Annotated in this window: 12 protein-coding genes; 11 read left to right on the top strand and 1 reads right to left on the bottom strand. The window is 34.3% G+C overall.

Features of this window, described 5'->3' with window-relative positions; translation table 11 throughout:
- The first annotated feature begins 180 nt into the window (after nucleotides 1–180).
- The 11 genes from nifJ to EKH84_RS07785 all read left to right on the top strand — a co-directional run bounded on the left by nifJ (nucleotide 181) and on the right by EKH84_RS07785 (nucleotide 18,880).
- Nucleotides 181–3,708: a pyruvate:ferredoxin (flavodoxin) oxidoreductase gene (gene nifJ, locus EKH84_RS07735; RefSeq protein WP_127065859.1), complete on the top strand. Its 3,528-nt coding sequence runs from the start codon at nucleotides 181–183 to the stop codon at nucleotides 3,706–3,708.
- Nucleotides 3,709–3,850: 142 nt separating this feature from the next.
- Nucleotides 3,851–4,651: an endonuclease/exonuclease/phosphatase family protein gene (locus tag EKH84_RS07740; RefSeq protein ID WP_127065860.1), complete on the top strand. Its 801-nt coding sequence runs from the start codon at nucleotides 3,851–3,853 to the stop codon at nucleotides 4,649–4,651.
- A 48-nt stretch (nucleotides 4,652–4,699) separates the two neighbouring features.
- Nucleotides 4,700–5,848: an alanyl-tRNA editing protein gene (locus EKH84_RS07745; protein WP_127065861.1), complete on the top strand. Its 1,149-nt coding sequence runs from the start codon at nucleotides 4,700–4,702 to the stop codon at nucleotides 5,846–5,848.
- Nucleotides 5,849–6,051: 203 nt separating this feature from the next.
- A complete protein-coding gene (locus EKH84_RS07750; RefSeq protein WP_127065862.1) occupies nucleotides 6,052–8,322 on the top strand; it encodes a glycoside hydrolase family 95 protein in 2,271 nt (756 codons plus the stop codon).
- A gap of 147 nt (nucleotides 8,323–8,469) precedes the next feature.
- Nucleotides 8,470–9,426, top strand: coding sequence for an ABC transporter permease (locus EKH84_RS07755; RefSeq protein ID WP_330547593.1), 957 nt, complete (start codon nucleotides 8,470–8,472; stop codon nucleotides 9,424–9,426).
- A gap of 15 nt (nucleotides 9,427–9,441) precedes the next feature.
- Nucleotides 9,442–10,329 (top strand): carbohydrate ABC transporter permease, encoded by an 888-nt coding sequence (locus EKH84_RS07760; protein ID WP_207669764.1) that lies wholly within the window; start codon nucleotides 9,442–9,444, stop codon nucleotides 10,327–10,329.
- Nucleotides 10,330–10,370: 41 nt separating this feature from the next.
- Entirely contained in the window at nucleotides 10,371–12,098 is a 1,728-nt protein-coding gene (locus EKH84_RS07765; RefSeq protein WP_127065863.1) for an ABC transporter substrate-binding protein, read from the top strand.
- A gap of 100 nt (nucleotides 12,099–12,198) precedes the next feature.
- The gene (yicI, locus tag EKH84_RS07770) at nucleotides 12,199–14,547 is read left to right on the top strand and encodes an alpha-xylosidase (protein WP_127065864.1); all 2,349 of its coding nucleotides are present in this window, start codon (nucleotides 12,199–12,201) and stop codon (nucleotides 14,545–14,547) included.
- 155 nt (nucleotides 14,548–14,702) lie between these two features.
- A complete protein-coding gene (locus EKH84_RS07775; protein WP_190283536.1) occupies nucleotides 14,703–16,493 on the top strand; it encodes a sensor histidine kinase in 1,791 nt (596 codons plus the stop codon).
- A gap of 2 nt (nucleotides 16,494–16,495) precedes the next feature.
- Complete coding sequence (locus EKH84_RS07780) at nucleotides 16,496–18,028, top strand: response regulator transcription factor (RefSeq protein ID WP_127065866.1); 1,533 nt, start codon at nucleotides 16,496–16,498, stop codon at nucleotides 18,026–18,028.
- A gap of 42 nt (nucleotides 18,029–18,070) precedes the next feature.
- Nucleotides 18,071–18,880, top strand: coding sequence for a DUF2225 domain-containing protein (locus EKH84_RS07785; protein ID WP_127065867.1), 810 nt, complete (start codon nucleotides 18,071–18,073; stop codon nucleotides 18,878–18,880).
- 92 nt (nucleotides 18,881–18,972) lie between these two features.
- On the opposite strand, the gene EKH84_RS07790 is transcribed toward EKH84_RS07785, so the two are convergent.
- Complete coding sequence (locus EKH84_RS07790) at nucleotides 18,973–19,164, bottom strand: ferredoxin (RefSeq protein WP_127065868.1); 192 nt, start codon at nucleotides 19,162–19,164, stop codon at nucleotides 18,973–18,975.
- Between the last annotated feature and the right edge of the window lie 98 nt (nucleotides 19,165–19,262).

Here is a 19,262-nt window from a genome sequence, read left to right on the forward strand (position 1 = left end):
TCCCTTTTTGCTAGTTAGTTCATGAAGAAATTCTAAATGACCCGATAAATAATTTACAAAAACATAAGATATTGAGTGCAAGATATTTACAAATATTGGCCAAAAGCGTAAAATTATTTAGAATACTTTAGATAGTATTTGGAATGCTTGTATTATTAATAAATAAAAAGGAGAGATAATATGGGAAAAACGATGATGACTGTTGATGGTAATACAGCTGCATCTTATGTTGCGTATGCTTTTACTGATGTTGCTGCAATTTATCCAATTACCCCCTCATCAACTATGGCAGAAGTAGTTGACGAATGGTCTGCTCAAGGAAGGAAGAATATTTTCGGACAAACTGTTAATGTAGTAGAGATGCAATCTGAAGCAGGAGCTGCGGGGGCTTTCCACGGCTCACTTCAAGCTGGAGCTTTAACAACTACTTTTACAGCTTCACAAGGCTTGTTATTAATGATTCCTAATATGTATAAGGTTGCAGGGGAACTTTTACCAGGCGTTTTCCATGTAAGTGCCCGTGCTCTTGCTGCTCAAGCGCTTAACATTTTTGGCGACCACCAAGACGTTATGGCTACAAGACAAACAGGCTGTGCTATGCTTGCAACAGGCTCTGTACAAGAAGTTATGGACCTTGCACCAGTGGCTCACCTTGCTGCTATTAAAGGTAGAATTCCTTTTGTACATTTCTTTGATGGCTTCAGAACTTCACATGAGATTCAAAAAGTAGAAGCAATTGATTATGATGATTTTGCTAAACTAGTAGATCAAGATGCTCTTAAAGCATTTAGAGATAATGCACTTTCTCCAAATCATCCTGTAACAAGAGGAACTGCACAAAATCCAGATATTTATTTCCAAACAAGAGAAGCTAGTAATAAATTCTATAACAACTTAGTACCTGTTGTTGAAGAATACATAGGAGAAATCAATAAATTAACAGGTAGAAATTATGGTTTATTCAATTATTATGGTGCCGATGATGCAGAAGATATCATTATAGCAATGGGTTCTGTAACAGAAACAATTGAACAAACAATTGAAGAACTTAATAAAAAAGGTGCTAAATACGGTGTAGTTAAAGTTCACTTATATAGACCTTTCTCAACAAAACATTTACTTGCAGCTATTCCAAGCACAGTAAAACGTATTTGTGTATTAGATCGTACAAAAGAACCAGGTTCAGCAGGTGAACCACTTTATTTAGATGTATGTTCAGCATTTTATGGAAAAGCTGATGCGCCTACAGTTATTGGTGGACGTTATGGTCTTGGGTCAAAAGATACAACACCAACAGATATTAAAGCTGTATTTGATAATTTAGTAAGTGCTCAGCCAAAGACTGGATTTACAGTAGGTATTAATGATGACGTAACATTTACTTCATTAACTTACAAAGACGAATTAAAAATTGCTGAGCCAGGTACAGTAAGATGTAAATTCTGGGGTCTTGGTTCTGATGGTACAGTTGGTGCTAACAAGCAAGCCATTAAAATCATTGGTAATCATACAGATAAATATGCACAAGCATATTTCGCATACGACTCTAAAAAATCAGGTGGAGTAACTATTTCTCACTTACGTTTTGGTGATACACCTATTCGTTCGACCTATTTAATTGATGAAGCAGATTATATTGCTTGTCACAATCAATCCTATGTTCATCAATATGATTTATTAAAAGGACTTAAAAAGGGCGGAGTATTCGTACTTAACTGTATTTGGGATGAAAGTGAATTAGAAGCTAACCTTCCAGCACATATGAAAAAATATATTGCTGACAATGAAATTAGATTTTATATTGTTAATGCAACTAAAATAGCAGGAGAAGTAGGCCTTGGTAACCGTATTAATATGGTTATGCAATCAGCATTCTTTAAATTAGCTAATATTATTTCAGAAGAAGATGCTATTAAATACTTAAAAGAAGCCGTAGTTAAAGCTTACGGTAAAAAAGGCGAAAAAGTTGTTAATATGAATTATGCAGCTATTGACCGTGGTTTTGAAGCAGCAGTTAAAGTTAATGTTCCAGCTAGCTGGGCAAGCGCAGTAGAAGAAGCGGCAGCAGCTGTAGATGAACCAGAATTCATTACTAACATCTTACGTCCTATGAATGCTCAAGAAGGAGATAAACTTCCTGTAAGCGCATTTAATGGTCTTGAAGATGGTACTTTTCCAGCAGGAACAGCTGCTTACGAAAAACGTGGTATTGCTATTGAAGTACCAGAATGGGAGATTGAAAATTGTATTCAATGTAATCAATGTTCATTTGTTTGTCCACATGCATGTATTAGACCAGTGCTTTTAACAGAAGAAGAACAAGCAAAAGCACCAGGTACATTTGCTACTAAGAAAGCAATTGGAAAAGGTTTAGAAGGCTTAACTTATAGAATACAAGTTAGTCCATATGACTGTACAGGTTGTGGCAACTGTGCTGATATTTGTCCAGCTAAAACTAAAGCTTTAGTTATGAAACCATTTGCTTCTCAATCAGAAGTTGAAGATGCAAACTGGAGCTTTGTTGTGAAAGAAGTAAGTAGTAAAGATGATTTAGATCTTACAATGAACGTTAAAAATAGCCAATTCAAGACACCACTTATTGAGTTCTCAGGTGCTTGTGCAGGTTGCGGTGAAACAGCTTATATCAAAGTTGTAACACAGCTTTTCGGAGATCGCATGATGATTGCTAATGCTACAGGATGTTCTTCTATTTGGGGTGGTTCTGCGCCATCTACACCATATACTACAAATAGCAAAGGTCAAGGACCATCATGGGCAAACTCTTTATTTGAAGATAATGCTGAATATGGTCTTGGTATGAGTCTTGGTGTTAATCAAATGAGAAATAAATTAGCTAATGTTATGCATGAATTAGTTGACTTAGATATTGATGAAACAGCTAAAGCAGCATTTAATGAATGGCTAGAAGTAATGAACTCAGGTGAAGCTTCTAAAGCTGCAAGTGCTAAAGTATTAGAAGTACTTGAAAATAATACAATTACTGATCCAGCAGCTAAAGCACTTCTTGCAGAAGTTGAAGATAAGAAAGATTATCTTGTTAAACGTTCTGTATGGATGCTTGGTGGAGATGGTTGGTCATATGATATTGGTTATGGCGGTCTTGATCACGTATTAGCATCAGGTGAAGATGTTAATGTACTAGTATTTGATACAGAAATTTACTCAAACACTGGTGGTCAATCTTCTAAAGCAACACCAGCAGCAGCTATTGCAAAATTCGCTGCATCTGGTAAGAAGACACGTAAAAAAGATTTAGGTATGATGATGATGAGCTATGGCAATGTTTATGTGGCTCAAGTAGCTATTGGTGCTGATAAGAACCAATTTATGAAAGCTATTATGGAAGCAGAAGCACATCAAGGTCCATCTATTATCATTGCTTATGCACCATGTATTAGCCATGGACTAAGAGAAGGTATGGGACGTTCTGTTGCTAATGAAGATCAAGCGGTTAAATCTGGTTACTGGCATTTATATCGTTATAATCCAAATGTTGAAAAAGGTAAAAATCCATTTAGCCTTGACTCAAAAGAACCAACAGCTAGCTTTAGAGATTTCATTATGGGACAAGTACGTTACTCATCACTTGCTAAACAATATCCAACACAAGCAGAGGAACTCTTCGAGCTAGCAGAAGAAAATGCTAAAACAAGATATGAATCTTACTTACGTTTAGCAGAAAGATAATTTGTATAACCTTTCAATAAAAGATAAATAAAAGGCAGGAGATGAGTAACCGGAAGAGTTATTTGTCTCCTGTCTCTTTTTGTAGTAAACTCATAAATAAATAGGTTATAATCATGAGTTTACTACAAAAGGAGCAGCTAGCATGAGAATATTGACGTTAAACACACATTCATGGAGAGAAGAGAACCAAGAGGAAAAAATGAGATATTTAGCAGAAATCATAAAAGAAAGAGACTATGATATCATTGCACTACAAGAAATTAATCAAAGTACAGCATCACCCTATTTACAAGATAGACATTTGAGAAGAGATAATTTTATGGTGGTATTACAGCAATTAATAGAGAAAATAGGTGGGCCAAAGTATAATAGCTTTTGGGACTTATCTAAAGTTGTTAGAGATGAATATGAAGAAGGGTCTGCTATTTTATGCAAGATGCCGATTACGCACACTTCTTGCTTTACAGTAAGTAAGAGTCGAGATAGAGACGATGTTAAAGCGAGAAAGATTGTTAAAGTAACTGTAGCGTATAAAGAACAAGAAATAGATTTATATTCTTGTCATTTAGGTTGGTGGCATGACGAAATAGAGCCTTTTGAATATCAGTGTGATCGATTAGTAGAAGAAATGGACTCAGATAAACTTAGTCTACTTATGGGTGATTTCAATAATAATGCGAATCTTAGAGAAGAGGGCTATGATTATCTAATTGATAAAGGATTTTATGATACCTATATTCTAGCAGGAGAAAAAGATCAAGGAGTTACTGTACAGGGAGAAATAGCCGGCTGGAAAGGTAATAAAGTAGGTTTGCGTATTGATCTTATTTTGGTAAATAAGACGTTAACGGTTAAAAGCTCAAAGGTTATCTTCAATGGAGATTATAAAAATGTAGTTTCAGATCATTATGGGGTAGAGGTAGAGCTGGAGTTAGAGGATTAAAGGATTTAGAGAGATATTTGGCAGAAATAACAGAATAGGAGAATACAGATGACTAAGAAGTTATATTATACAGATAGCTATTTAACTGATTTCACGGCAACCGTATTAAGTTGCAATGAAGGAAAGAAGGGGTATGAGGTAGTTCTTGATCAAACAGCTTTTTATCCTGAAGGAGGTGGTCAACCATCAGATGAAGGCATATTAGGTGGTGTAAAAGTTAAAGATGTTCGTATAAAGGACCATGTGATTTATCATATAGTAGAGTGCCCTTTAGAAGTAGGCAATAGTGTAGAGGGTAAGATAGATTTTGACAAGCGATTTGATATGATGCAACAACATAGTGGGGAACATATTATATCAGGTCTTATTAATAAGCATTACGGTTACAACAATGTAGGTTTTCATTTGAGTAGAGAGAATATGACGGCAGATGTAGATGGTGAGTTAACAAGTGAGCAAGTTTCAGAAATAGAATACTTAGCCAATGAAGCTATCTATAAAAATATCCCAGTGCAAGGGGCTATTTATGGACAAGAGGAAGTAAGAGAGATGACTTATCGTTCTAAAATTGAACTCAATGAGGATGTTAGACTAGTAACCATACCAGGGTATGACACCTGTGCTTGCTGTGGCACACACGTGAAGTATACTGGGGAGATTGGAATGATTAAGTTTATTAGTAGTGAAAGACATCGAGGTGGTACAAGGCTTACATTAGCTTGTGGCAAGAGAGCACTAAAAGATTACAGTAAGAAGCAAGAAATCGTAAGTAGTGCCATGGCTATACTTTCAGCTAAACCTGAGATGATTACATCGCATCTTCAAAAGTTACAAGAAGAATTCAACGAAACAAAGTTTAAATTAGCAGAAGTTAAAGGAAAACTTTTTTCATATAAGGTAGAAGAATATATAAAGTGCAATCAAGCGACACTTTGTATTTGTGAAGAAGGTTTAGTTCCAGAGGAACTAAGAAAACTATGTACTCTCTTAATACAGAAGGTAGATAAAACCTGTCTGGTAGTAACACCTGATGCAACGGGATTTAAGTATGCCCTAGGAAATAGCCAAATAGATATAAGACCTCTTTGCAAAGCAATGAATATGAAATTTCAAGGCAAAGGAGGAGGCTCATCAGAGCTCTGTCAAGGAAGTTTGTTGGGGGAATGGGAAGAAATTAAATTGTTTTTGAGTGAATAGACGTTATGTTTTATTGGGAGTGCCATATATCTATTAGCACCCCCATTTTTAATAAGATAGTGATAATGTTAATGGCTGGTTCTAGATAATAGAGAGGAATGTTTTATTAGGTAAATCATAAGCAGAAATTCATATTGTAATGAGTGAATAATTATAATAAATTAGAATAAATAATATAATAAACTATTATAAGGAGTGGGCCTATGCTAGATCAAGTACTCTGGTATAAACAAGCAGCACGGAATTGGAATGAAGCATTACCAATTGGCAATGGTGCATTAGGGGGCATGATTTTTGGAGGAATAAAAAAAGAACTCATTCAAATGAATGAGGAAAGCCTTTGGTATGGTACTTTTAGAGATAGGAATAATAAAGATGCTAGAAAATATTTGCCTGTTATAAGAGATTTATTATGGCAGGGGAAGATAGGAGAAGCAGAGAAACTTTTATCCATGAGTATGTTTGGAACTCCAGATGGTCAAAGGCAATACTCTGTATTAGGGGATTTGGTTATTCAATGCTTTGGGCAAGAAGAACAAGTAAGTCACTATAGAAGAACGTTAGATTTAGAAACAGCTTGTGCTACAGTAGGTTATATGAGTCCAAAAGGAAAGTTTGAAAGAGAGTATTTTTGTTCTAAACCCGATAACTTACTAGTTGTTCGGTTAAGATGTGATCAAGAGGAACAAATAGAATTAATGGCTTATATTGATAGATGGAAATATAATGATGAGATAGAAATGAGCAAAGATGGCATGAGCTTGTATGGTTCAAGTGGTCCTTGTTCTAGTGAAGGAATAGGATATCATTTTATGATGAAGCTTATACCTAATGGAGGAACTGCACAAAACATAGGACAACGTCTTTATGCAAAAGGTTGTAATGAAGTCATTATTTTAGTGACAGCAACTACAGATTATAAAGACAGTAATCCAAGGAGTATTTGTGAAGAACGTTTGAAAAAAGCAACACAGAAAGGATATGAGGAGTTAAAAGCAAGGCACGTGGCAGATTATAAAAGTCTATACAAACGCCTATTTTTGGATTTAAGAGGAGAATCATTAAATCATTTACCTACAGATGAACGCCTTGAAAGAATAAAAAAGGGTGGAGAAGATTTAGATTTAATAGCCATGTATTTTCAGTATGGACGTTATTTGTTAATTAGTTGTAGTAGGGAAGGTGGGTTGCCTGCTACTCTACAAGGTATTTGGAATGGAGAATGGTTACCCCCATGGGACAGTAAGTATACCATTAATATTAATACAGAGATGAATTATTGGTTGGCAGAAAAATGCCATTTATCAGAATGTCATTTGCCTTTAGTTGAACACCTAGAGAAGGTAAGAATACATGGAGAGAAAACAGCAGAGCAGATGTATGGTTGTAGAGGCTTTATGGCGCATCATAATACGGATATTTGGGGAGATGCGGCACCGCAAGATATGTGGATGCCAGCAACTATCTGGCCTATGGGAGCAGCTTGGTTAGTGTTACATATATGGGAGCATTATGAGTATACTTTGGATCAAGTATTCTTAAAAGAAAAGTATCATCTTCTTAAAGGAGCAGGAGACTTCTTTAAAGACTACTTGATGATGGATGAAAATGGCTATCTGGTAACAGGCCCCTCTACATCTCCTGAAAATACTTATCGCTTACCTTCAGGGGAACAAGGAACTGTGTGTATAGGACCAAGTATGGATAGTCAAATATTATTTGAATTATTTACTGCAATTATTGAAGCAGGTCAGTTAGTAGGAGAAGCGGAAGAAGAAATTCAATGTTTTAAAGAGATGAGAAAAAAATTACCTCCTATACAAATCGGTAAGTATGGTCAGATTATGGAATGGAGAGAGGATCATGAGGAGGTAGAGCCAGGGCATAGACATATTTCACAATTATTTGCACTATATCCAGGCCACCAAATTACTAAAGAAGATACACCAGAATGGGCGAAGGCAGCCAAGAAAACTTTAGAAAGGCGTCTAAGCTATGGTGGAGGTCATACGGGTTGGAGTAGGGCATGGATTATCAATTTGTGGGCAAGGCTAAAAGAGGGAGACTTGGCTTATAGCAATATAAAGGAATTACTTAAATGTTCTACACTGATTAATTTGTTAGATAATCATCCGCCTTTTCAGATTGATGGTAACTTTGGGGCAGCAGCCGGAATAAGTGAACTGCTATTACAAGGAGAAAAGGATTATATTGAGTTATTGCCAGCTTTACCTAAAGGAATACCAAATGGTAAAGTAACAGGATTATGTGCCAAAGGGAAAGTGACGGTAGATATAGACTGGGAAGATGGGCATTTGGTAAGTGCAAAATTACATATAGGTAGAGATGGAGAAATAAAGGTAAAATCCAAAGATAAGATCGTACTAAAGGGTAAAAAAGAAGTAGAAGATGAGATTTTATTATGTAAGGTTAAGCAGGGAGAAACGCTAGAATTTATAAGGGCTTGCAAATGATTTAACCAACTTTTTAAAGTTTATTTAAAATGTATATGAAAAGGTGCAATTTTTACCCTCAAATAGCTGTATTTTTAGAGGTATATTTAATGAATTACTTATATTAATATAGATATATACAACAAAATGCATAGCTTACAGAGGGGAGTGAGTAATATTTTAGTTAAAACAAACAAAAATGCAGGAACCATTAAAAAAATGACTGTATGGTCAAGAATGAAAGAACAAAAATACTTAATTGCAATGTCTGCACCCTTTGTAATATGGGTTATTATTTTTAAGTATTTACCTTTAACAGGTTGGGCCATGGCTTTTCAGGATTATAAGCCACAATTAGGTATTACTAAATCACCGTGGGTAGGGCTTAAACATTTCAAGGTGCTATTTAAAGAAGAACAATTTTATCAAGCTCTACAAAATACCTTGGGAATGAGTATTCTAGCTATTGTATTTAGTACCATATTTTCAATTAGCTTCGCGCTATTACTTAATGAGTTAAGATCACTTAAATTTAAACGACTGATTCAAACCATTTCTTATTTACCTCACTTTGTATCGTGGGTAGTAGTCGCTAATATTGTAGGTCAAATTTTAGCGCCTACGGGAACTATTAATGAAATACTGATGAATTTACATATTATTAATACACCGATTAACTTTTTGGCTAAGCCATCTATGTTTTGGGGTATTGTTACAGCATCGGACCTTTGGAAAGAAACAGGTTGGAATGCAATCATTTATTTGGCAGCTATTACAGGTATAGACATGCAGCTTTATGAGGCGGCTAAAGTCGATGGTGCTAATAGATGGCAACAAATTAAAAACATTACACTGCCAGGCATTAAAGCAACAGCAATTATCTTATTAATTATGTCTATAGGAAACTTAATTAATATTGGTTTTGAAAAGCAATACTTATTAGGAAACAATACAGTAGCAGCTAAATCTTTAGTACTTGATAAATATGCCTTAGATTATGGAATTGGAATGGTAAGATACTCCTATGGTACAGCCATTGGTATGTTTAAGTCGGTTGTTGGTATCGTACTTATTTTCATTGCAAATACCTTGGCTAAGAAAAGTGGCGAAGGAAGGCTCATTTAAAAGGAGGGGAAGAGTGTGCTAGCTAAATTAAAGAAGATAACAATATTTGATGCTATAGTTACATTATTAATGACTATTGTTTTAATTATCACCATATACCCTTTCTTACAAGTAGTAGCCATTTCATTTAATGATGCAACAGATACTGTAAGAGGTGGTATACATATTATACCAAGAAAGTTTACATTCCAAAATTACATTAGCATTTTTGAATCTAATAGCAAGCTTATTACTGGTTTTATCAATTCCGTTTTAAGAACGGTTATAGGAACTATAGCAGGTGTGCTTTGTACCACAATGTTAGCTTATACATTGAGCCGAACAGATTATATGTTTAGAAAGCCTATATCCGTACTTTTCGTTCTTACAATGTATGTAAGTGGGGGGCTTATTCCAGAGTATATGGTTATTAGAAACCTAGGGTTAATTAATAAGTTTTCAGTATATGTTTGGCCAATGCTCATTAATGCATTTAATGTTATTGTTCTAAGATCTTTCATGGATAATTTGCCTTTTGAATTACAAGAATCAGCCAAGATAGATGGGGCAAATGATTTAGTAATCTTCTGGAAGATTATATTCCCACTATGTATGCCGGCTATTGCAACCGTTGCCTTATTTGTTGCAGTGGGACAATGGAATAGTTGGTTTGATACATATTTATATGCTAAAAAAGATTATTTAACTACACTACAATATGAACTCATGAAAGTACTAGATAATGCTGCAGCAGGAGTAAAAGCAGCAGATATCAACACCCAGGGACTCAAAAAAGTTACGACTAATCCAGAATCTATAAAGATGGCTATTACAGTTATCACAACCGTACCTATTGTTTGCGTTTATCCATTCTTACAACGCTACTTTGTATCTGGTATGACTGTAGGAGCTGTAAAAAGTTAATGTATTATATTAAGTAAATTTTATTTTGAGGGGATGAAAAAATGAAAAAAAGAAAATTTGTGTGTTTATTAGCGGCAATGAGTTTGTTTGGAAGCATGTTAACAGGCTGTGGTGGTAATGGTGGGAAGGAAACAGTAGCAAGTCCAGAAGCAAGTACGGAAGCATCACCTAGCGCATCAGCGGATGAAAGTGGTTTTGTAGGCTTAGAAGACCGTACACCAGTTACTTTAAAGATTTTTATGAAAGACATCACAGAAGATATTGAATTTACTGATCCAGTTGCTGAAAAAATCAAAGAATTAACAGGTGTTACCTTGGAAATTGAGCATGCTGTCGGTGGTGATGAGCAAGCTATTCCATTGATGATTGCTAGTGGTGATTATCCTGATATGATTTTTGCAAAAGGTGATACAGGACTTCTTGTAGATGCAGGAGCACTTATCCCATTAAATGATTTCATTGAAGAAAAAGGTGCTAATACAAAAGCACTTTACGGAGATATGATTCAGAGGTTAAAATATTCAGAAGCTGACCCTAATATTTATACAATGGGTACCTATGGTGTTCATACAGCAGCTTGGAAAACAGATGGTGTTATGCAAATTCAACATGCTGTATTAAAAGATCAAGGTTATCCAGAGATTAAAACAATTGCACAATATGAGGAAGCAATCAAAGCTTATAAAGATAAGTATCCACAAATTAATGGTCAAGATACCATCGGTCTTACCCTTATGGGAAGTGACTGGAGATGGCTTATTACAGTAGGAAATGTAGCATCTGCTGCTTCTGGTATTCCAGATGATGGTGAATGGGCAATCGATGATAATGCACAAACAGCTATCTATAAATATCTTGCACCAGGTGTAAAAGATTATATGAAATGGCTTAACCATATGAATGATATTGGATTACTAGATCCAGAATCTTTTACACAACAAGAAGATGTATATTTTGCAAAACTTGCATCTGGTCGTGTACTTGGAACAGCTACTCCTGAATGGGGAACTGGTGAATCTAAAAAAGCACTTGTTGCTGCAGGTATGGAAGAAAGAACAACGGCTCCACTTGCTGTAACTGTATCAGAGGAGTTTAAACCAGCTGTAACGAAAGACTATGGTTTTAGTGGTGGTCATGGTATTGGTATTTGCTCATCTAGTCCAAACCAAGAAAAAGCTTTTGAATTCTTAGATTGGATGTGTTCAGAAGAAGCTCAAATCCTTATTAACTGGGGATTAGAAGGTGAAAACTATACTTATGATGCAAATGGCAAGAGACAATTAACACCAGAAATGGCAGCTGCAAGAATATCAGATAAAGACTTTACTAAGAAAACAGGTGTTACTAAATATGTTTATCCATTCCCACAACAAGGTAATGGAGGCATAGATTCAACAGGTAACAGATTTACATTAGATAATAAAGAAACGATTATTGAACAAATGACAGCAACAGAGAAAGAAACACTTAAAGCTTATGGTAAAGAATTATGGACAGATTTCTTCCCAACTCCAGAAGAGCTTGGTGTTTCTAAACATGGTCAAGCATGGCAGTTTAATATTCCATCAGATGGTAATTTACAAGTATTTAATCAAAAATCACAGGATTATATTCAACAAGCTGTGACACAAGCTATTCTTGGAAAACCAGCAGACTTTGATGCAGCGTGGGATACAATCTTAGCTAAGCTTGATGAGATTGGTGTACAAGATGCTAATGCAGAAATGACTAAGTTAACCCAAGAAAAGATTCGTTTCTGGGGTAACTAAGTCTCCCTCTAAAATAAATAGCAGTAAAGCATAAGCTTGGTAAAGTAATTTTGCCAAGCTTGTGCTATATCACAATTTTATAGACAAAAGGAGAAAAGCGATGAGATTTAGTAATGGTTGTTGGCTTAATAAAGAAGGAATTGAAAGTTATAGTCCACAAGAAATTTATCAGACATGCAAAAAAGGGAAACGAATAGAAGTTTTTGCGCCCTCCAAGAAAATCAAACAAAGAGGAGATACTTTAGGTGGGCCAGTGCTGACTTATACTATTTCAGCTCCAATGAAAGATGTTTTTAAAATTCAGGTAGAACATTATAAAGGCATTAATAAGATAGGACCCTATTTTGAGATCTATGCATCAGAAGAAATTGATTTAGAAATGTTCCAAAGTGAAGGGAAAGTTGAAATCAGAAATGGTGAGTTGAGTCTTGTTATTGAAGATAAAGAGCAATGGAAGATGAGCTTTTATAGAAAAGGCAAGAAACTCACTTCAAGTAATTTTAAATCAACAGCTTATATTAAAAATTATGATGCAGAATTCATGAATGAAGACTTGAGCAGTACTTTTATGAGAGAACAACTGAGCTTATCTGTAGGAGAGCTCATTTATGGTTTAGGAGAACGCTTCACACCTTTTATTAAAAATGGTCAAACAGTAGAGACTTGGAATGAAGATGGTGGTACTAGTACGGAACAATCCTATAAAGCTATCCCTTTTTATCTTAGCAATAAAGATTATGGTGTATTTGTTAACCATCCTGAAAGAGTTTCCTTTGAGGTGGGCTCTGAGAAAGTAACAAAGGTACAGTTTAGTGTACCAGGTGAAAGTTTAGAATACTTCCTTATTGCGGGCGAGAATATGAAAGAAGTTCTACGTAACTATACTAGTTTAACAGGAAAGCCAGCCCTTCCACCAGCTTGGTCATTTGGTTTGTGGCTCACAACATCTTTTACAACTAATTATGATGAAGCGACTGTCATGGGATTTATAGATGGTATGGCCGATAGGCAAGTGCCTCTCCATGTTTTCCATTTTGATTGCTTTTGGATGAAGGGCTTTAACTGGTGTGATTTTACTTGGGATGATGAAGTATTTCCAGATCCAGTGGGGATGATTAAACGTATTAAGGAAAAAGGCCTAAAAGTATGTGTATGGATTAATCCATATATAGCGCAGGCTTCTAGTTTATTTGATGAAGCAATGGAAAAAGGCTATTTACTTAAACGTAAGGATGGTTCTGTATGGCAGTGGGATATGTGGCAACCAGGTATGGGCATTGTAGATTTTACTAATCCAGCAGCTTGTACATGGTTTAAAGAAAAACTAGCAGCTCTTCTAGAAATGGGAGTGGATTGTTTTAAAACAGATTTTGGTGAAAGAATCCCTACCCAGAATGTTATGTATTTTGATGGTAGTAATCCAGATAAAATGCATAACTATTATACACAACTTTATAATAAAGTAGTATTTGATATTCTCAAGGGAAAAAAGGGAGAAAAAGAAGCCGTATTATTTGCTCGTTCAGCAACAGCTGGAGGGCAACAATTCCCTGTTCACTGGGGAGGTGATTGCACAGCTGACTATGAGTCTATGGCAGAAAGCTTGAGAGGAGGTTTATCTCTATGTCTTTCAGGCTTTGGTTTCTGGAGTCATGACATAGGAGGATTTGAAAGTACCTCTACAGCAGATGTTTACAAGCGTTGGGCAGCATTTGGACTACTCTCTTCTCATAGTCGTTTGCATGGTAGCACCTCTTATCGTGTACCTTGGCTGTATGATGAAGAAGCCGTAGAAGTTGTTAGATATTTTTCAGAGTTAAAATGTACTTTAATGCCGTATTTATTTAATGCAGCATCTAAAACTGCTAAAACAGGTGTTTCTACAATGAGAGCTATGGTTGTTGAATTTGAAGAGAATCCAACTTGTGCATACTTAGATAAACAATATATGCTAGGCGAAAATATTTTAATTGCTCCTATTTTTAATGAAGAAGGATTAGCACAGTATTATGTACCAGAAGGCAACTGGACTAACTTTTTAACAGGAGAATGTGTTCAAGGCGGCAAGTGGATTAATGAAAAGCATAGCTATAAGAGTATACCTATGCTTGTTCGTCCTAACAGTTTAATTGCTATAGGTAATAATTCATTAAAGCCAGACTATGACTATAGAGAAGGGGTACAAATAGCAGCATATGGTCTAATAGAAGGTAAGGTAGCGTCAACTCAGGTTATTAATATGAATGAAGAAGTAGAATTAGACGTTAGTGTACTTAAGGCAAATCAGACAGTGAATATTTCATTTAAAGGAAATAACAAAGCTTTTAGCATCATATTAAAGGGTATAATGGCTATAGAAAAATTAGAAGGTGGAAGTTTTACTATAGAAAGTGATGGTATTCACATCGTACCACATATAGCAGAGAACCAGATTATTTGTTATTTATAAAGAAAGAGGTGCTTATAGCGTTTTATACTTATATAAAAGCTTATAGGCACCTTTTTTGTGAAAAGTATTCTGCAACATCTTATATAAAAATTAAATTTTTTTATTAGTATAAAAAATGCTATAATATAATGGATAACAAGGATAGGGGAGTTACTATGAGGATCATAAAGAAGATATTAACCTTTAATAGAAATATGAAAGTCAAAAAACAACTCATAGGGATTTATGTCATTGTTATTCTTATACCTATATTAATCATAGGTGTACAGTTGACAACACTCATGTGTAATATGGTTGTAGATAGGGCTATCAATGAAGCATGTGTTAATATTGAACGTATTAAAGAACGTTTAAATGAAAAAATAAAGATTGCTAATTCTGTAGCAGAGAGTATTTATGTAGACGGAAAAATTGCTCAAGTTTTAAAGACACAGTTTGAAGACAGTGCTCAGATTGTAAATACCTATAAGGACTTAACTATTATATCTACATACCTTATGCATTATGAAGAAATTAGTAGTATTCGTATTTACAATGATAACCTTACATTACTAAATAATTCTCAATTTGTAAGAGCAACAGAGGATATTAAGCGATCCGATTGGTATCAAGCGGCTTTAGCAAGAGATAGTCAGATGGAATGGCATCTTAAATATGATGAAATAAGGAAACAATACTATATGAGCTTGATACGAGCACTAAGAGATAAACAGAAAAATTTATTAGGTGTATTAGTTATTAATTTCGATCCAGAAAAGATTAATAGAATTATTAAAGATGAACCCTACGATACAATGATTACTATTAATGGACAGGTGGTAACAACATCCGGTAATAGTGATCCTCTATATGAACAACTTGACCACTTACGAGAGTTGCAGGTAGAACAAAATAAGAATTATAAGATTAAGGTGAGTAATGACACAGGTGCAGAATACATTATTTTTACTAGCTTTACACCGGCTAAAACGTTTAATAGTCAAGTTGAGATATGCATGAGTATGTCTGTTAATAGTATTACAGGTGAGACGCTAAAAATTGTTAGGACGAGTTTGGCGATGATAATGATTAGCTTAGGTTTGTCAGGAATACTCATTTTGATATTTTCTAAGGGGTTTTCAAACCGTATCATTTTAGTGAGAAAAGAAATGCATAAGGTTAGTCTAGGTGATTTTAATATTAGAAAGAGCATTGAGGGGAATGATGAAATCGGAGAGCTTTATGAAGATATTTGTCAAACAGTAGAGAGCGTTAAACAACTTATAGAAGAAAATTATTCTGCTAAAGTGCAAAAAGAGGAACTAAAAAGAAAGCAAAAGGAAATGCAGTTTGAAATGCTATCTAGCCAGATTAATCCTCACTTTTTATATAATACATTAGAAACCATTCGTATGAAAGCCTATTGCAATGGAGAAACAGAACTTGCTGGCGTGGTAAAAAAACTATCTAAGCTTCTTAGAAGAAATCTGGAAGTGTCCGATCGTAGTGTGAGTTTAGCTTCAGAATTAGAAATGATAGAAGCCTATTTAACCATTCAGAAGTTTAGATTTGGTGAAAGAATTAGTTATCATATTGAGAATGAAATAGAGAGTGAAAAGTACTACTTATTACCATTATTATTACAGCCTATTGTAGAAAATGCATTTATACATGGACTTGAAGCTAAGCAAGGAAGTGGAAAAATTGTTTGTAGTATAAAAGAACAGAATCATTGTTTAAAAATAGCTATTTCTGATAATGGCTTAGGAATAAGCAAGGAAAGGTTACAGCAAATTCAGAGAAGTTTACATGGTGAACAAATAGAAGAAAGAAATAGAGTAGGCCTGAAAAATATAAATGAAAGAATCAAACTATACTATGGTGATATGTATGGTATTACAATTGAAAGCATAGAGGATCAGGGAACAACAGTAACAATTGTTTTACCAAAAATGCAGGAGGGGTAGACATGAAGGTGCTTATTATTGATGATGAACCTAATGTAAGGGAAGGATTAAAAAAAATTATTCCTTGGGAAGCAGAAGGTTTTGACATATGTGGTGAGGGCATAGATGGACAAGATGGCTTAGAGAAAATAATGATATTGAATCCAGATTTGGTTTTAATAGATATTAGAATGCCAGGTTTAATGGGGATAGAAGTTATTGAAGAAGCTAAAAAAAGAGGATTTAAAGGAAAGTTTATTATTACAACAGGCTATTCAGATTTTACGTATGCTAAAAGAGCCATGGGCCTAGGCGTAGAAGCTTATATTCTAAAACCAATAGATGAAGATGAATTAATTGAAATGATTGAAAAAATTAAAGATAAAATTCTAAAGGAGAAAGAAATTACTCAAAAATTAGATGTAAGTGAGACTTATGTTATTAAAAGTTTATTAACTCACTTATTATTAGGAAGTTCATTGAGTATAATGGAGCAGGATAAGTACAATGAGTTGAAAGAAAAAAATGAAAATTATCAATTACTGCTTGTAGATATAGAAGACAAGAAGGAAACAGTAAGTTTAATAGAAGAGCAAATAAAGGATTATCTAGAAGCACGCTTAGCTGTGAAAACACTTATTGTTGAGAAATATCTCCTAATCATTATTCAAAATAAAGAACAAGGATATATAGATGAGGTTATTGATACCTTGCAAGAAAAATTAGCAAAGAGGTATCAGATTACATGCAAAATGGCTTTAGATACTTCACTGATCAAGATACAGGAGATAGGTGAGAGTTATACTTTAGTTAAAGAACTTTTGGATAAGAAGTTTTTGTATCCAAATGAAAGGCTTTTAACTTCTAAGCGTATTGATAGGTATGCTAAGGAGAGTGAACAGAGCAGAATAATAAATGTGGAGCATGTTAGTGAGCAGATTTACCGATTATTGCAAGTTGGAGATATGATTAAGATTAAACAAGTACTAGAAGAACTCAAATTGCAACTGCAAAGTGAAAGCGTAAGAAAAGATAAAGTTATTTCAGTATTTAGTAATATCTTAGTTAAGACTGGGACAAAGACAATGGAGGCAAATCAAGAAGTAGGAAAGCTTCTACCTAGTGGAGAACAAATAATAGAAGTAATTTATCATTGTAGAGATGTAGAAGATGTTATAGAATATATAGAGGAACAGTTACGTATTATTGTACAAGAGTTTAAAGTAAGCAGTCCTGAAAATAATATGAAAAAGATTATTTATTACATAGAAAACAACTATAATAAGGAACTAAAACTAGAATTGTTAGCAGAGTTATTTAATTATAATAGCGCTTACTTAGGAAAAAGCTTTAAGAATTATACGGGACAAAGCTTTAATGTTTATATTGATCAGCTAAGAATAAACAGGGCAAAGGAATTGCTTCGTCATAAAGAAATGAAAGTGTATGAAATTGCTAAGGCAGTAGGATATAAACATATTGACTATTTTCATAGTAAGTTTAAAAAGTATGTTGGAATTAGTCCTTTGGAGTATAAGAAGAATTGTGAAAAGTAGCTGTCAGCCTAGCCCTGAGAAAACGAGATAGGTAGTGATTAAGTGATTAATATATTTGAAGAATTAAAAGACATGGGGTTTGAAAATCTAGAGAAAATAGAACTTTTTCCCGAAAAAGAAGTCTCTAATGAAATTGAAAATAAGAAGGGGAAAAGAGTTACATTAGAAGAAGTTTTATATGATAAAACTTATGTATGCCCTGTGTGTAAAACAGAATTTAAAACAAAAGCTATTCGTTCAGGTAAAAATAGATTAGTTAATTCAGATTTAGACTTAAAGCCAGAGTATGATATCGCTAATCCTATTTTTTATGAATGTATTGTATGTGAAACCTGCGGTTATGCTGCTCTTAGTAAAAATTTTAGCACTTTAACGACGAGTCAAATAAGATGGATTAGGGAGAAAATCAGTTCGGTTTACAAAACTTATCATTATGAGCCTATTATAGATGCAAAATCAGCTATATCCAGATATAAATTAGCACTCCTTAATAGTTTTGTAAAAAAAGCTAAAGATGGAGAAAAAGCTTATATATGTTTAAAGTTAGCGTGGATTTATAGAGAATTAAAAGATGCAGAGCAAGAGAAGCTATTTCTAAGTCATGCTTTAACGGGATTTGAAAATGCTTATAATAATGAGCGTTTTCCAATATTTGAACTGGGAGAATTAACGACAGCATACATTATTGCAGATATTTATCGAAGGTTTAAGGAATATGATAAAGCAATGCAATGGATTAGTTATGTTATTTTGGACAAAAGTATTTCCTTAAGGCTTAAAACAAGAGCGCTTCATTTAAAAGGTGTTATTCATGATGAAAAAAAGATAGCGGAAAATCATCATATTGAATAATAGTAGAATAGATTTGATTTAAATAAAAAATAAAGGAGGTGTTATCATATGAACAAGTTTGACTTCTTGTATGATAGCACCTCTTGATTAAATTATTCAGCAGTAATTGCTTCAACAGGGCAAGAAGCAGCAGCTTCGCTAGCATCATCTTCTAATTCTTCAGGCACATCCCCTGAAATAGCAACAGCCTTACCATCTTCATCATCCATGCTAAATACATCAGGACAGATAGATGGGCAAAGTCCACAACCAATACAAGTATCTTTATCTACAACAGCTTTCATGTCATAGCCTCCTTTTATATAAGTAAGTACAAACATAGTATAAACAAAAAGTGAGGATTCATACAAGGAAAAGGAAGAATGTAGGAAAAGATAAATGT

Source organism: Cellulosilyticum sp. WCF-2 (assembly GCF_003990395.1).
Taxonomy (GTDB): Bacteria; Bacillota; Clostridia; order Lachnospirales; family Cellulosilyticaceae; genus Cellulosilyticum; species Cellulosilyticum lentocellum.

Excerpts from the sequence above, each read along its gene's own strand:
- EKH84_RS07745 (WP_127065861.1), top strand. The coding sequence starts at position 4,700 with ATGACTAAGAAGTTATATTATACAGATAGCTATTTAACTGATTTCACG.
- EKH84_RS07790 (WP_127065868.1), bottom strand. The coding sequence starts at position 19,164 with ATGAAAGCTGTTGTAGATAAAGATACTTGTATTGGTTGTGGACTTTGC.
- EKH84_RS07780 (WP_127065866.1), top strand. The coding sequence starts at position 16,496 with ATGAAGGTGCTTATTATTGATGATGAACCTAATGTAAGGGAAGGATTA.
- EKH84_RS07740 (WP_127065860.1), top strand. The coding sequence starts at position 3,851 with ATGAGAATATTGACGTTAAACACACATTCATGGAGAGAAGAGAACCAA.
- yicI (WP_127065864.1), top strand. The coding sequence starts at position 12,199 with ATGAGATTTAGTAATGGTTGTTGGCTTAATAAAGAAGGAATTGAAAGT.
- nifJ (WP_127065859.1), top strand. The coding sequence starts at position 181 with ATGGGAAAAACGATGATGACTGTTGATGGTAATACAGCTGCATCTTAT.
- EKH84_RS07765 (WP_127065863.1), top strand. The coding sequence starts at position 10,371 with ATGAAAAAAAGAAAATTTGTGTGTTTATTAGCGGCAATGAGTTTGTTT.
- EKH84_RS07775 (WP_190283536.1), top strand. The coding sequence starts at position 14,703 with ATGAGGATCATAAAGAAGATATTAACCTTTAATAGAAATATGAAAGTC.
- EKH84_RS07750 (WP_127065862.1), top strand. The coding sequence starts at position 6,052 with ATGCTAGATCAAGTACTCTGGTATAAACAAGCAGCACGGAATTGGAAT.